The organism is Vibrio sp. LB10LO1, from assembly GCF_010092875.1.
In the GTDB taxonomy this organism is placed as follows: domain Bacteria; phylum Pseudomonadota; class Gammaproteobacteria; order Enterobacterales; family Vibrionaceae; genus Vibrio; species Vibrio campbellii.
Genome location: NZ_JAADJW010000024.1, coordinates 1 through 13,421 on the forward strand (window position 1 = coordinate 1; position 13,421 = coordinate 13,421).

Below are 13,421 nucleotides of genomic sequence, written 5' to 3' on the forward strand. Positions count from 1 at the left end.
TGTTAGGCCTGCCGCCAGCGTTCAATCTGAGCCATGATCAAACTCTTCAATTTAAGATTTTGTTCGGCTCAATGAATACTGAACATTACATAAAGTAATGTTTGAATTGACTGTGCTGAATCTTTCGATTCAATGGTCACTTCGTATCATTGAAACCTAATTTGAAGCCGAAGCTTCTAATTGGATTATCATCAACGAGTGCCCACACAGATTGATAGGTCTATATTGTTAAAGAGCTTTCCTATTGAGCTTTGCTCAAATCGGACGGCCATTTTAGCGAGTTAAAGTTTAGTGTCAATCACTTTTTTCAAACTTTTTTCAAGCGTTTCCGCTTGGCTAATTGGCTTGCTAACTCAACCTCGTTTCTTTCGAAGCGTTGCCGTGTCAGCGAGGTGGCATTATAGAGATTGCGATCACATTGGCAAGCCCTTTTTCTCGTTTTTTTTGATTTTTTTGCCGTTTGAGTGTTTTTTATTCTAAAAGGCGAGTTTTTACTATTCTTCTTATCAAATATCACCGTTATTAGCGCTTTATAAGGAATAAAGATGAGTTCAATTAGAAGTTATAAAGGTATACGTCCTCAGTTGGGAAAGCGTGTCTACGTCGACTCAACCTCTGTTTTAGTCGGTGATATCCGGATTGGTGATGATTCTAGTATCTGGCCATTGGTTGCAGCTCGTGGCGATGTAAACCACATTCATATCGGTGACCGTACCAACGTTCAAGATGGCAGCGTGCTTCATGTGACACATAAGAATGCGGATAACCCACTCGGCTATCCTCTCATCATCGGTAATGATGTCACCATTGGTCACAAAGTAATGTTGCATGGCTGCGAGATACACGATCGCGTATTAGTAGGTATGGGTGCGATAGTTTTGGATAATGTGGTTGTAGAATCAGAAGTAATGATAGGTGCAGGCAGTTTAGTCCCACCAGGGAAAAGGTTAGAAAGCGGCTATCTATATGTTGGAAGCCCAGTAAAACAAGCTCGCCCTTTATCAGAACAAGAGCGAGCTTTCCTACAAAAGTCTGCTAACAATTATGTACAAAACAAAAACGACTACATTAATGAGGTTGAAGACATCAATAAGTAGTCTGGCACAGTCAGCTAGTCGATGATAATGTGGCCTTCTTCATTGAAGGCTTCATCTTCTATTAACTCTTCTGCTATTTCTTCTAGATCAAAGCGATTATCAACGAAAGCCTCAATGGCAGCTTGCTCATTAGCTATGATTAAGCCACTCAACTTTTCTAACTTTTGTTTGGTTACGTAGCATTCAATCAATGCGCCAGCTTGTTGGGCTGCGAAATTGATTGATTGTGATGCTTCATCCCATGATTGCATGTCTGGGAATAGAATGGATTGATTCATCTCTTATTGACCTTCGAGGTTCTTTCTTAATTCTCTGAGTATTTGCTTCGCGCCAGGACGCAAACCACGCCATAACATAAAGCTTTCAGCCGCCTGTCCGACCAACATTCCAAGGCCATCATAAGCATGAGCCGCTCCGTGTTCTTTCGCCCACTGGTTAAAGCTTGTTAACCCCTTGCCATACATCATGTCGTAGCTAGTGCTATTGGTGGAGAAGATAGCAGAAGAGACCGCGGGCAACTCACCGTTTAATGAAGCAGAGGTTGAGTTAATAATCACGTCGTACGCTTCTTCTATTGTAGTCATCTCCTTCGCCACAATAGGACCGTGTGAGACGAATAAGTCTGCAAGCTGTTGTGCTTTACTAAAAGTACGGTTAGTAATCGTTAAAGAAGCAGGTTTCTGATCAAGGAGTGGTTTAATCACACCACGAGCAGCACCACCAGCGCCAATGACCAGAATTCTCGCGCCTTCCAATACGACTTGATGCTGCAGTAGGTCTTGTACCAAGCCCTCCCCATCGGTGTTGTCACCAATGATTTCTCCGTCATCTAGCTTCTTCAGTGTATTCACAGCACCGGCTAGCTCTGCTCGCTCAGTAAGACGATTGGCAAATCGATAAGCATCTTCTTTAAAAGGCACTGTCACGTTACACCCTTTCCCACCGTCAGCGAAAAAAGCTTTTGCTGCTTCAACAAAGCCATCAACAGGGGCTGTTTCTGCGGTATACACCAATGACTGATTGGTTTGACGAGCAAACAAGGTGTGAATGAATGGCGACTTGCTGTGTCCGATAGGGTTACCAAACACGGCATAACGATCAATTTGCAGAGTCATTTCCTTACCTTTATTCCTTACCCATATAATAAAAACAGGGCCATCTGATTACCGATGACCCTATCACTATCTATCTATACAGAAAAGGAGATTCAACGCTTACCACTCTCGTGGCGTTAGGTATCGCTCGTAAAGTTCAGCTTCTGGAGAGCCAGCCTGTGGTTCGTAGCTGTATTCCCAACGTGCAAGTGGTGGCATCGACATAAGAATTGACTCTGTACGACCGCCACTTTGCAGACCAAATAGCGTGCCGCGATCGTACACTAGGTTGAACTCAACGTAGCGACCACGACGATAAAGCTGGAATTCACGCTCGCGCTCACCGAACTCGATGTCTTTACGACGAGAAACAATCGGTAAGTACGCTTGGCAGTATCCCTCACCAACCGCTTTGATGTAGTCAAAACACTTGTCGAATTCCCACTGGTTTAAGTCATCAAAGAACAGGCCACCAACACCACGAGTTTCATTTCGGTGTGGAAGGAAGAAGTATTTGTCACACCACGCTTTGTGCTCTGGGTAAACTTCGTCACCAAATGGCGCACAAAGCTGTTTTGCTGTGTCGTGCCATGATTGGCAATCTTCGTCAAAAGGGTAGAAAGGCGTAAGGTCAAAACCACCACCAAACCACCAGATTGGGTCTTCGCCATCTTTCTCTGCAATAAAGAAGCGGACATTGGCGTGCGAAGTCGGTACATAAGGGTTTTTAGGGTGAATAACCAAGGAAACACCCATTGCTTCAAAACGGCGACCCGCTAACTCTGGGCGATGTGCCGTCGCTGATGCTGGCATTTCATTACCTTCTACATGAGAGAAGTTCACTCCTCCTTGCTCGAAGATATGACCATCACGCAATACGCGAGTACGGCCACCGCCACCAAGACGCTCTCCTTTTTCACGTTGCCATGCATCTTCGACAAAGACGGCCTTTCCATCTTCTTGTTCTAACTGCTGACAAATGGAATCTTGAAGGGACATCAAGAACTGCTTTACGGCGTGCTTATCGATTGCTGACATACGTGTAGTACCTATTAATTGCTGACTAGCAGGGTTAGCCCTGTCTTAATATTTGCGAGGTTTTAGCATCACGAATTTCACTCGGCTTGTCACGACCGCTAGTTTCACCACGTAAGATCGCCACAAGTCTATCGCCTAACTGCTCTTCAACTTCTTCCGTCGTCATACAAGGAGGCTGACCAGTAAGATTCGCGCTGGTAGAGGTTAGCGGCTTTCCGAACGCATTACACATCTTTTGTACTAAAGGATGATCCGTCACACGCACTGCGATTGAATCAAATTGTCCCGATACCCAGTGAGAAACTTTGTCACTTGCAGGCATGATCCACGTGTATGGCCCAGGCCAAGTTACATGGACTTTATCTAATTGCTCTTGAGTCAGCTGAGATTCATCAATATAAGGCAGAAGCTGCTCATAGCTCGCAGCAATAAGGATTAAACCTTTCTCTACTGGACGCTGTTTTAGCTCTAGCAGTTTTTGAATCGCTTCCGGGTTATCTGGGTCACATCCAACACCAAACACCCCCTCTGTTGGGTAGGCAATCACTTCACCTGTTTGTAGTGCTTTTAGCACCTGTTCAAAGTTCTCCACCGATACTTCCTGATAATCTTTTCTGTTGTGTTTGTACTAAGTGTACAAATATTCATTCTCAGAGACTAAAGCAATTTGTTTATAAAATGTATCAATAGCATTTACAAACGCACGCAAACGTTTGCTTGAGGTAAAAATCCCCGTATAATGCGCACAAATTTATCAGCTCACCTAATTTTGCAGCTTGAAGGAGTTTGAGATGAAAGTCGGTATCATCATGGGTTCTAAATCAGATTGGCCAACCATGAAACTAGCAGCGGACATGCTGGATCAATTTGGCGTGTCTTACGAAACAAAGGTGGTGTCAGCTCACCGTACTCCTCAATTGTTGGCTGATTACGCAAGCAGCGCGAAAGAACGTGGCATTAAAGTCATCATCGCAGGGGCTGGCGGTGCTGCTCACCTACCAGGTATGGCGGCGGCGTTTACTAGCGTTCCGGTACTTGGCGTCCCTGTACAGTCTCGTGCGCTGAAAGGCATGGACTCACTGCTTTCTATCGTACAGATGCCAAAAGGTATTGCGGTTGGTACATTGGCGATTGGCGAAGCAGGCGCAGCAAACGCTGGCATCCTAGCAGCTCAAATCCTTGGTACACATGATGAAACGATCATGGCAAAAGTCGAAGCGTTCCGTAACGAACAAACGGAAACCGTATTGGCGAACCCAAACCCTGCTGAGGATTAATCAGATGCATGTACTGGTTCTTGGTGCGGGTCAGTTGGCTCGTATGATGTCTCTGGCTGGTGCGCCACTGAATATTCAAATCTCAGCTTACGACGTGGGTAGCGGTAATATCGTTCATCCACTGACTCAGCACGTACTAGGCAGCGGCTTAGAGAATGCAATTGAACAAGTCGACGTCATTACTGCTGAGTTCGAGCATATCCCACATGATGTGCTCGATGTTTGCGAAGCGAGCGGCAAGTTCCTACCAAGTACACAAGCCATCAAAGCAGGTGGTGATCGCCGCATTGAAAAGGCATTACTTGATGATGCTGGTGTGCGTAATGCGAAATACTACGTCATCGAAACTCGTGAAGACTTTGACCGCGCAATTGAACACGTTGGTATGCCAATGGTTCTGAAAAGTGCATTGGGTGGTTACGATGGTAAAGGCCAGTGGCGCTTAAAAGAAGCTTCTCAAGTCGAAGACATTTGGACAGAGATGGCAGAGTGCATCGCGGCAACACCAACTCAAGCGATTGTTGCTGAGGAATTTGTCCCTTTTAACCGCGAAGTTTCACTGGTTGGTGCTCGCGGTAAAGATGGCAGCGTTGAAGTGTACCCTCTGGCAGAGAACGTCCATACCAATGGTGTATTGAGCCTTTCTACTGCGATTGATGCGCCAGAGTTGCAAGAGCAAGCAAAACAGATGTTCACAGCTGTTGCCAACAACTTGAATTACGTTGGCGTGTTAGCTTTGGAGTTCTTTGACGTTGACGGCACTTTGCTGGTTAACGAAATCGCACCACGCGTACACAACTCTGGCCACTGGACTCAACAGGGTGCGGAAACTTGTCAGTTTGAGAACCACCTACGCGCCGTGTGTGGCATGCCTTTGGGTAGCACGAAACTGGTTCGTGAAACCTCGATGATTAATATTCTTGGTGAAGACACACTACCAGAAGCATTGCTAGCGATGAATGGTTGCCACATTCATTGGTACGGCAAAGAAAAACGTGCGGGTCGTAAGATGGGCCACATCAACGTATGTGGTGACTACACTGGCGAACTTAATCGCAAACTTTGTGCATTAGCAGAAGTTCTGGATGAACAGGCTTTCCCTGCTGTGCATGAATTTGCCAAGCAGTGGCAAGCCTAGAAAAGCATCGGAATAAATAGCAAAAGGGTCGCATGATGCGACCCTTTTTAATTCGTACTGAAAGTTATTGTGATTGAGTATGCTGGCACTTACGGCTCGCGCATTGCAGTTTAACCCCACTGGCCAGTTTCTTTTCTACCAACAAGGTAAATCCACATTCCTCGCAGCGGCCTCTTACAGGTGGCAAGTTCACCGCAAATTTGCACTTCGGATAGTTATCACACGCGTAGAATGTTTTACCAAATCGGGTCTTACGCTCAACCAAATGCCCTTTACCACATTCAGGGCAAGCATGTTGCTCTTTTGCCTGCTGCTGTGGTTCAGGTTGGTTAATCGACTCAATATGATGACAGGCTGGGTAATGGCTACAACCAACGAACATGCCGTAGCGCCCTTGGCGGAGTACCAGCTCGTTGCCACACTCAGGACAAGGCACACCCAACTCTTTCACGATGTGACCATCATTGCTGTGTAGCGGCTTAATGTAATCGCAACTTGGGTATTGGCTACAACCTAGAAAAGGGCCGTGTTTACCGTGCTTAAGCGAAACTTCCCCACCGCATTTAGGGCAAGGTTCGCGCTCAAGTGCATGCTCGTGTGCCGAGAAAAGGTTGTGATCGATTTTACTACTCATACTCACCGCTCAAGCGAAGATATTAATGAAGAATACCTTGTTCCTTGGTGTACAGCAGCTCTTCCATCAGCGTGTAGGCGTTTTCGTTGCCTGGAACATTAAACAGCACCATAAGGATGATCCATTTAAGGTCCTCAAGCTCAAACTCATTGGTTTCAAGCCCCATCACACGGTCGATGACCATCTCACGCGTTTCTGTGGTCAGAACATTGATTTGTTCTAAGAACAACAAGAAACCACGACATTCGAGGTCTAGTCGCTGCATCTCAGATGCGGTATAGATACGTGTCGATGCCGATGCAATGCAGGTTGAAATGGCTGAATGTTCATCGCTTTGTTGCAATGCCGCCAGCTCTTCTAACCAGACAAGGGCTTTGTAGATGTCTTTTTGCTGGAAGCCTGCACGAAGCAATTCATCTTCCAACTCGTCTTGTTCGACCTGTAACTCTGCATCGCTATGGATGTAGGTTTCGAATAGATACATAAGTATATCCATCATCATAGCTAGCCCCTCCCCTTTCGAATATAGCCACCGGATACTGCAACAACATGCCCTGAAAGCTCAAGCTCTAAGAGCTGCATCATGACTTCTTGGACAGGTATATTGGTCCTGCTTGCAAGAATATCAACTGGTGTAGCCTCATTTCCTACGTTAGCTAACAGCTGAGGAAATGGCAATTCTTCTTCATCAATTGGCGCAGAAAATAAATCTAAGCTCTGATTTATAGACCAGTCGAGCAAAGACTGTATTTCATTCAGCACCTCTTGAGTATTTTGTACGAGACAAGCCCCGTTCTGAATCAATTGATTACCGCCACTGGCGTTGGGTGCATTAATCGAAGCTGGCAGAGCGAAAACTTCTCGACCTTGTTCTAAAGCATAACGCGCCGTAATCAAGGAGCCACTTTTTTCAGCCGCTTCTACCACTAACACACCCAGCGACAAGCCACTGATGATTCGATTGCGCCGTGGAAAGTTTTCTGCGCGAGGTTTAGCATCTGGACGAAACTCTGAAACAAGCGCTCCATTTTCGGTCACTCGCTGCGACAAACCTCGGTGTCTTACTGGGTATACTTGTTCTAATCCCGAGCCGAGCACTGCGATGGTTTTACCGCCAGCCAACAGCGCACCATCATGAGCATGACCATCAATACCCAATGCTAAGCCACTGGTGACGATCAGATCGTGTTGCACCAAATCAGATGCAAAAGTTCTTGCATGTTGTAGCCCATCCACACTGGCATTACGGCTACCAACCATGGCTATTTGAGGTTGAGACAAACAGCTCGCCTCTCCTTTTACAAAGAGTAAAGGAGGCGGTGCGACCGTTTGTTTAAGGAGTGGCGGATACAAAGCATCCGCCAAAGTAAGAATATGATGATGAGAAGATGCAGCAACCCAAGCCAGACAAGCATCGACTTCTTTATCGACCTGCGACCACGCTTGCAATTGTTTTGCCGTTAAGCCTAAAAGCTGAAGCTGCTCTGTCGAGTATTGGACAATATTGCTCGGCGTATCTTTACTGAGCAACTTATTCATCTTGACCCCACCAATGCCCGGTAAACAGCTAAGCTTTAACCAGGCAGCGAGATCAGTATCATTGTGTGGTTTCATTAGTGGTTGATTCCTCAGCCAGAGGAGAAACCACAGATACCTCTTTGTTGATTGGCTTGGTGCTATTAGTAATCAAAGCAAGGCTGAAATATTCATAAGGGCGAATCACAAGTAACTCACCTACTTTGCTTTTTGGCAAAGTAATCTCAGTATCGAGTACACCGTTGTCTTTAGCAAAATCGTCTCCACTCTTGAATACTGGATGCGCGTCCTCTTTTAAATCAAACACGCTGCCTTGGCGAAGTTCATCCGATGTACCTTTATCAATCACCACCACTTGGTTGGTCGAGCTATAACGAATACCTTCAATGTTACCCAATAGTTTGGCAGAGGTGCCTTGTGGGGATGGAAGAGGATAGAACGTCGCCGTGAAGTCGCCGTTATCTAACGCTTGTACCGGCAAAGCAATATCATTACGGATAATCTCTTGCAGTTGCGTGGTGATCTTCAAACCAGAAAACTCACTGGATGCTTCAACAAGCTCCCCTTTCGCAATCAAACGCAGAGCCGTAATTTTTTGTGATACATCCTCGCGTGAAAAGGTCTCCACCGGTCGATAGATGGCCCACCCAGTCGAAGTTTGCTGACCACTGATGTACAGCGTGTCTTCTGCAGTAAGGAACTTATTGCCTTTGCTGCTACCCATCACTTTCGCTGCATTATCTAGTGTCTCATCATCAACTAAACGATCAGACTTCAGATATGGCATCACCAACCCTTCCGCCACAGTCGGTACCGCTTTCTTTTCCGTGATACGGGCTTTTGGGCTGAGCTTTTTGACCGGTTTTAAGCTTAAAACTGGCTGGCCATTAATCCACACTAACGACAACTTATCGCCAGGGTAAATCAGATGTGGGTTATCAATTTCTGGGTTTACCTGCCATAGACGAGGCCACAACCAAGGGCTATCCAGATACATCGCCGAAATATCCCACAACGTGTCACCTTTAACCACAACGTAAGTTTTGGGTGCATCATCTTTAACGGTAAGTGGTTGGGAATCCGTGTTTGCTACGGCACTGAAAGAGAAAAGTAACGGCAACGTAATACGAGAAACGTTGCGGAAAATTCGATTCATGACCCTCGTCCTTGGTCTGTTAGGCAGTTACCAGAATGGAAATTGGTATCAGGATGCTGTCATTTAGGTCATAAAATGTCTAGAATTGAGCCAACAAGGTTTGTGCTGTTACGGCACAGTTCAATATTTCGAGTGAATATGTCTGTATTACAAGTATTAACATTCCCAGATGATCGCCTGCGTACCGTTGCAAAACCTGTAGAAGAGGTGACACCTGAGATTCAAAAAATCGTCGATGACATGATTGAAACCATGTACGACGAAGAAGGTATTGGCCTGGCTGCAACGCAGGTTGATATCCACAAACGTATCGTAGTGATTGATATTTCTGAAACTCGTGATGAGCCTATGGTGCTTATCAACCCTGAGATTCTAGAAAAGCGTGGCGAAGATGGCATCGAAGAAGGCTGTCTGTCGGTACCAGGTGCGCGTGCACTTGTGCCTCGCGCTGCTGAAGTTACGGTTAAAGCGCTAGATCGCGATGGCAAAGAATACACCTTTGAAGCCGACGATCTGCTAGCAATCTGTGTTCAACACGAACTAGACCACCTAATGGGCAAACTGTTCGTGGATTACCTATCGCCACTGAAGCGTAAGCGTATTCAAGACAAGCTAGCAAAAATCAAACGCTTTAACGAGAAACAGCAAAACGCTTAATCTCGATACAATTTAATTAGAAGGAAGCCTACCTTGAGTCAGTCTTTACGTATTGTCTTTGCAGGTACTCCGGATTTCGCCGCCCGTCACTTGGCGGCGTTGTTGTCTTCGGAGCACGAAGTAATTGCGGTTTACACTCAACCAGACCGCCCAGCAGGTCGTGGTAAGAAGCTTACTGCAAGCCCAGTAAAAACCATCGCGCTTGAGCACGACATTCCGGTATACCAACCAGAAAACTTCAAATCAGACGAAGCAAAGCAAGAGCTTGCCGATCTGAACGCCGACATCATGGTAGTTGTTGCGTACGGCTTATTACTTCCACAAGTTGTACTAGACACACCTAAACTAGGTTGTATCAACGTACACGGTTCGATTCTTCCTCGCTGGCGCGGCGCAGCCCCTATCCAACGTTCAATTTGGGCAGGTGATGCAGAAACTGGCGTGACCATCATGCAGATGGATATCGGTCTGGACACGGGTGACATGCTAAAAATCGCGACATTGCCGATTGAAGCATGTGACACCAGTGCTTCGATGTACGAGAAACTGGCTGGCTTAGGCCCAGATGCACTGATCGACTGTCTAGCGGATATCGCCGCTGGCAAAGCAGAGCCAGTGAAGCAAGATGATGAGCTAGCAAACTACGCGAAGAAGCTGAGCAAAGAAGAAGCGCGTATCGATTGGAATGACGACGCGGCACACATTGAACGCTGCGTTCGCGCATTCAACCCATGGCCAATGAGCCACTTTGAAGCGGCTGAAAACAGCATCAAAGTATGGCAAAGCCGTGTGGCAGAACAAACCAATGACAAGCCAGCGGGCACTATTGTGCAAGCAGATAAAACCGGTATTTATGTTGCGACAGGCAATGGCACACTGGTACTGGAACAACTGCAAGTTCCGGGTAAAAAAGCCATGTCAGTTCAAGATATTCTGAACTCACGTGCATCTTGGTTTGAAGTTGGCACTCAACTGGTTTAAAAAGCCAGACAATAGTGTCAAAGACCAATAATACGAACTTTTAGAGGGCAGAGATGCCCTCCTTTACTTTAAGGTACTCATCATGAATGTTCGCGCTGCGGCTGCCAACGTCTTGTATCTTGTCGTCGACAAGGGCCACTCACTTTCAAGCGCTCTTCCAGCGGCTCAACAAAACGTACGACCACGTGACCACGCTCTTCTGCAAGAGATCTGTTACGGCGCTCTACGTTACCTCCCTCGCCTAGAAATGATTGCAAACCAGTTGATGGATAAGCCGCTAAAAGGCAAACAACGCGTTTTCCATCACCTTATTTTGGTAGGCATTTATCAGCTAAGCTTCATGCGTATTCCTGCGCACGCTGCAGTCGGTGAAACGGTTGAAGGTACAAAAGAGCTGAAAGGCCCTCGTTTGCGCGGTCTTATCAACGCGGTATTGCGTAACTACCAGCGCAACCAAGAAGAATTAGACCAAATGGCGGTCAGCAACAATGCGGGCAAGTACGGCCACCCAAGCTGGTTACTTAAACTGCTGCAAGAAGCTTACCCAGAGCAGTGGGAAAGCATTGTTGAAGCCAACAACCAAAAAGCGCCAATGTGGCTGCGTGTAAACCACCAGCACCACACTCGTGATGAATACCTTGCGCTACTCAAAAATGAAAACATTGATAGCACGCCACACACACAAGCAATGGACGCCCTAAAATTGGCGGCGCCATGCGATGTGATGAAACTACCGGGCTTTGAAAAAGGTTGGGTATCGGTGCAAGATGCGGCAGCACAGCTGTCGATTAACTATCTTGAACCAAAAGATGGCGAGCTGATCCTAGACTGCTGTGCAGCACCTGGTGGTAAGACGGCACACATTCTTGAGCGTACGTCTGGCAGCGAAGTGGTTGCCATTGACTGCGACGACACACGTCTTAAACGTGTGCACGAAAACCTGAAACGTCTCAACCTTCAGGCAAAAGTGGTTTGCGGCGATGCGCGTCATCCTCAAGAATGGTGGCAAGGCGAACAATTTGATCGCATTTTGCTGGACGCACCATGTTCTGCAACGGGCGTAATTCGTCGTCACCCAGACATCAAATGGCTACGTCGTGCTGATGATATTGCCGCACTTGCGGAACTACAGAGCGAAATTTTTGATGCAATGTGGACGCAACTGAAACCTGGCGGCACCATGGTTTACGCAACTTGTTCAATCACACCACAAGAAAACGTGGAACAAGTAAAAGCGTTCTTAGCGCGCACTGCAAACGCGCAATTAGTGGACTCCGATCCAAAGCAACCTGGTCGTCAGATTCTGCCAGGTGAAGAAGATATGGATGGTTTCTACTACGCAGTGCTAACAAAAAAACACGCGTAACAGCATGCTAAATAGGGCGATTGAAGTGAATTCAATCGCCTTTTTCAGATAACGAGTAAAGAGTATGAAAATCATTATTCTTGGTGCTGGTCAGGTTGGCGGCACACTGGCGGAAAACCTAGTTGGTGAGAATAACGACATCACCATCGTCGACAAAAATGGCGACCGACTGCGTGAGTTGCAAGACAAGTACGACCTACGAGTGGTCAACGGTCACGCAAGCCACCCAGACGTTCTGCATGAAGCAGGAGCGCAAGACGCTGATATGCTTGTCGCAGTAACCAACACCGACGAGACCAACATGGCAGCCTGTCAGGTTGCGTTCACTCTGTTCAATACCCCCAACCGTGTTGCACGTATTCGTTCTCCAGAATATCTGGCAGAAAAAGAAGCCCTATTTAAGTCTGGTGCTATTCCTGTCGATCACCTTATCGCACCAGAAGAGTTGGTAACCAGCTACATCGAGCGCCTCATTCAATACCCAGGCGCGCTGCAAGTAGTAAGCTTTGCCGAGCAAAAAGTAAGCCTAGTAGCCGTTAAAGCCTATTACGGTGGTCCGCTTGTAGGCAACGCTCTGTCTGCTCTGCGTGAGCACATGCCACACATCGATACTCGTGTTGCTGCTATTTTCCGTCAGGGTCGTCCTATTCGCCCGCAAGGCACTACCATCATTGAAGCTGATGATGAGGTGTTCTTCGTTGCTGCAAGTAACCACATTCGCTCGGTAATGAGTGAGCTTCAGCGCCTCGAGAAACCTTACCGCCGCATCATGATTGTTGGTGGTGGTAACATCGGTGCGAGCTTAGCCAAACGCCTTGAGCAAACTTACAGTGTGAAGCTGATCGAACGTAACTATCAGCGTGCAGAGAAGCTGTCTGAGCAACTAGAAAACACCATCGTTTTCTGTGGTGATGCGGCAGACCAAGAGCTGCTTACTGAAGAAAACATCGACCAAGTAGATGTGTTCATTGCGCTGACTAACGAAGATGAAACCAACATCATGTCAGCGATGTTGGCAAAACGCATGGGCGCAAAGAAGGTGATGGTGCTGATCCAACGCGGCGCTTATGTCGATCTTGTACAAGGCGGCGTGATTGATGTGGCGATCTCCCCACAGCAAGCGACGATTTCTGCCCTACTCACGCACGTTCGTCGTGCTGACATCGTTAACGTTTCTTCTCTGCGTCGTGGCGCAGCAGAAGCCATCGAAGCCGTTGCGCACGGTGACGAAACCACATCGAAAGTGGTCGGTCGCGCGATTGGCGATATCAAACTCCCACCAGGAACCACCATTGGTGCCATCGTTCGTGGCGAAGAAGTACTTATCGCACACGATCGTACCGTCATCGAGCAAGATGACCACGTCGTGATGTTCCTGGTCGACAAAAAGTACGTACCAGACGTCGAAGCGCTGTTCCAGCCGAGCCCATTCTTCCTCTAGGATTTT

15 protein-coding genes are annotated in these 13,421 nt (G+C 47.1%); 7 read left to right on the forward strand and 8 right to left on the reverse strand.

Features of this window, described 5'->3' with window-relative positions:
* Window positions 1-545 precede the first annotated feature (545 nt).
* Complete coding sequence (locus tag GXP65_RS16735; protein WP_050913670.1) at window positions 546-1,097, forward strand: gamma carbonic anhydrase family protein; 552 nt, start codon at window positions 546-548, stop codon at window positions 1,095-1,097.
* 14 nt (window positions 1,098-1,111) lie between these two features.
* On the opposite strand, the gene GXP65_RS16740 is transcribed toward GXP65_RS16735, so the two are convergent.
* The 4 genes from GXP65_RS16740 to GXP65_RS16755 form a co-directional block, all read right to left on the reverse strand.
* A complete protein-coding gene (locus GXP65_RS16740; RefSeq protein ID WP_005429835.1) occupies window positions 1,112-1,375 on the reverse strand; it encodes a DUF1488 domain-containing protein in 264 nt (87 codons plus the stop codon).
* Between the two features lie 3 nt (window positions 1,376-1,378).
* Window positions 1,379-2,212: a shikimate dehydrogenase gene (aroE, locus tag GXP65_RS16745; RefSeq protein WP_045398868.1), complete on the reverse strand. Its 834-nt coding sequence runs from the start codon at window positions 2,210-2,212 to the stop codon at window positions 1,379-1,381.
* A 99-nt stretch (window positions 2,213-2,311) separates the two neighbouring features.
* Window positions 2,312-3,229 carry an oxygen-dependent coproporphyrinogen oxidase gene (gene hemF / locus GXP65_RS16750; RefSeq protein ID WP_086371194.1) on the reverse strand — a complete coding sequence of 306 codons (918 nt, stop codon included), beginning with the start codon at window positions 3,227-3,229 and terminating at the stop codon, window positions 2,312-2,314.
* Between the two features lie 34 nt (window positions 3,230-3,263).
* Complete coding sequence (locus GXP65_RS16755; protein ID WP_162093327.1) at window positions 3,264-3,821, reverse strand: L-threonylcarbamoyladenylate synthase; 558 nt, start codon at window positions 3,819-3,821, stop codon at window positions 3,264-3,266.
* 199 nt (window positions 3,822-4,020) lie between these two features.
* On the opposite strand from GXP65_RS16755, the gene purE reads away from it, so the two are divergent.
* Together purE and GXP65_RS16765 are read left to right on the forward strand one after the other, a co-directional pair.
* A complete protein-coding gene (gene purE, locus GXP65_RS16760) occupies window positions 4,021-4,506 on the forward strand; it encodes a 5-(carboxyamino)imidazole ribonucleotide mutase (RefSeq protein WP_005429815.1) in 486 nt (161 codons plus the stop codon).
* A 4-nt stretch (window positions 4,507-4,510) separates the two neighbouring features.
* Window positions 4,511-5,644: a 5-(carboxyamino)imidazole ribonucleotide synthase gene (locus tag GXP65_RS16765; RefSeq protein ID WP_012126633.1), complete on the forward strand. Its 1,134-nt coding sequence runs from the start codon at window positions 4,511-4,513 to the stop codon at window positions 5,642-5,644.
* A gap of 64 nt (window positions 5,645-5,708) precedes the next feature.
* Here the strand turns inward: GXP65_RS16765 and GXP65_RS16770 are convergent, their stop codons facing one another.
* The 4 genes from GXP65_RS16770 to GXP65_RS16785 are packed head-to-tail and all read right to left on the reverse strand — an operon-like array spanning window position 5,709 to window position 8,970.
* Window positions 5,709-6,278 carry a topoisomerase DNA-binding C4 zinc finger domain-containing protein gene (locus GXP65_RS16770; protein WP_005535498.1) on the reverse strand — a complete coding sequence of 190 codons (570 nt, stop codon included), beginning with the start codon at window positions 6,276-6,278 and terminating at the stop codon, window positions 5,709-5,711.
* A gap of 22 nt (window positions 6,279-6,300) precedes the next feature.
* Entirely contained in the window at window positions 6,301-6,780 is a 480-nt protein-coding gene (locus GXP65_RS16775; protein ID WP_005429833.1) for a DUF494 family protein, read from the reverse strand.
* Window positions 6,781-6,782: 2 nt separating this feature from the next.
* Window positions 6,783-7,892, reverse strand: coding sequence for a DNA-processing protein DprA (gene dprA, locus GXP65_RS16780; protein WP_162093328.1), 1,110 nt, complete (start codon window positions 7,890-7,892; stop codon window positions 6,783-6,785).
* A complete protein-coding gene (locus tag GXP65_RS16785) occupies window positions 7,876-8,970 on the reverse strand; it encodes a LysM peptidoglycan-binding domain-containing protein (RefSeq protein ID WP_162093329.1) in 1,095 nt (364 codons plus the stop codon). The genes dprA and GXP65_RS16785 overlap by 17 nt, the downstream gene beginning before the upstream one ends.
* Window positions 8,971-9,108: 138 nt before the next feature.
* Between GXP65_RS16785 and def the strand changes: the two genes are divergently transcribed.
* The 4 genes from def (at window position 9,109) to trkA (ending at window position 13,415) form a co-directional block, all read left to right on the forward strand.
* On the forward strand, window positions 9,109-9,627 hold the full coding sequence (def, locus tag GXP65_RS16790) for a peptide deformylase (protein ID WP_005450979.1): 519 nt from the start codon (window positions 9,109-9,111) through the stop codon (window positions 9,625-9,627).
* Between the two features lie 33 nt (window positions 9,628-9,660).
* Window positions 9,661-10,608, forward strand: a complete 948-nt coding sequence (fmt, locus tag GXP65_RS16795; protein ID WP_162093330.1) for a methionyl-tRNA formyltransferase — start codon at window positions 9,661-9,663, stop codon at window positions 10,606-10,608.
* Window positions 10,609-10,690: 82 nt separating this feature from the next.
* The gene (gene rsmB / locus GXP65_RS16800; RefSeq protein ID WP_005535508.1) at window positions 10,691-11,974 is read left to right on the forward strand and encodes a 16S rRNA (cytosine(967)-C(5))-methyltransferase RsmB; all 1,284 of its coding nucleotides are present in this window, start codon (window positions 10,691-10,693) and stop codon (window positions 11,972-11,974) included.
* Window positions 11,975-12,038: 64 nt separating this feature from the next.
* Window positions 12,039-13,415 (forward strand): Trk system potassium transporter TrkA, encoded by a 1,377-nt coding sequence (trkA, locus tag GXP65_RS16805; RefSeq protein ID WP_005429806.1) that lies wholly within the window; start codon window positions 12,039-12,041, stop codon window positions 13,413-13,415.
* Window positions 13,416-13,421 lie beyond the last annotated feature (6 nt).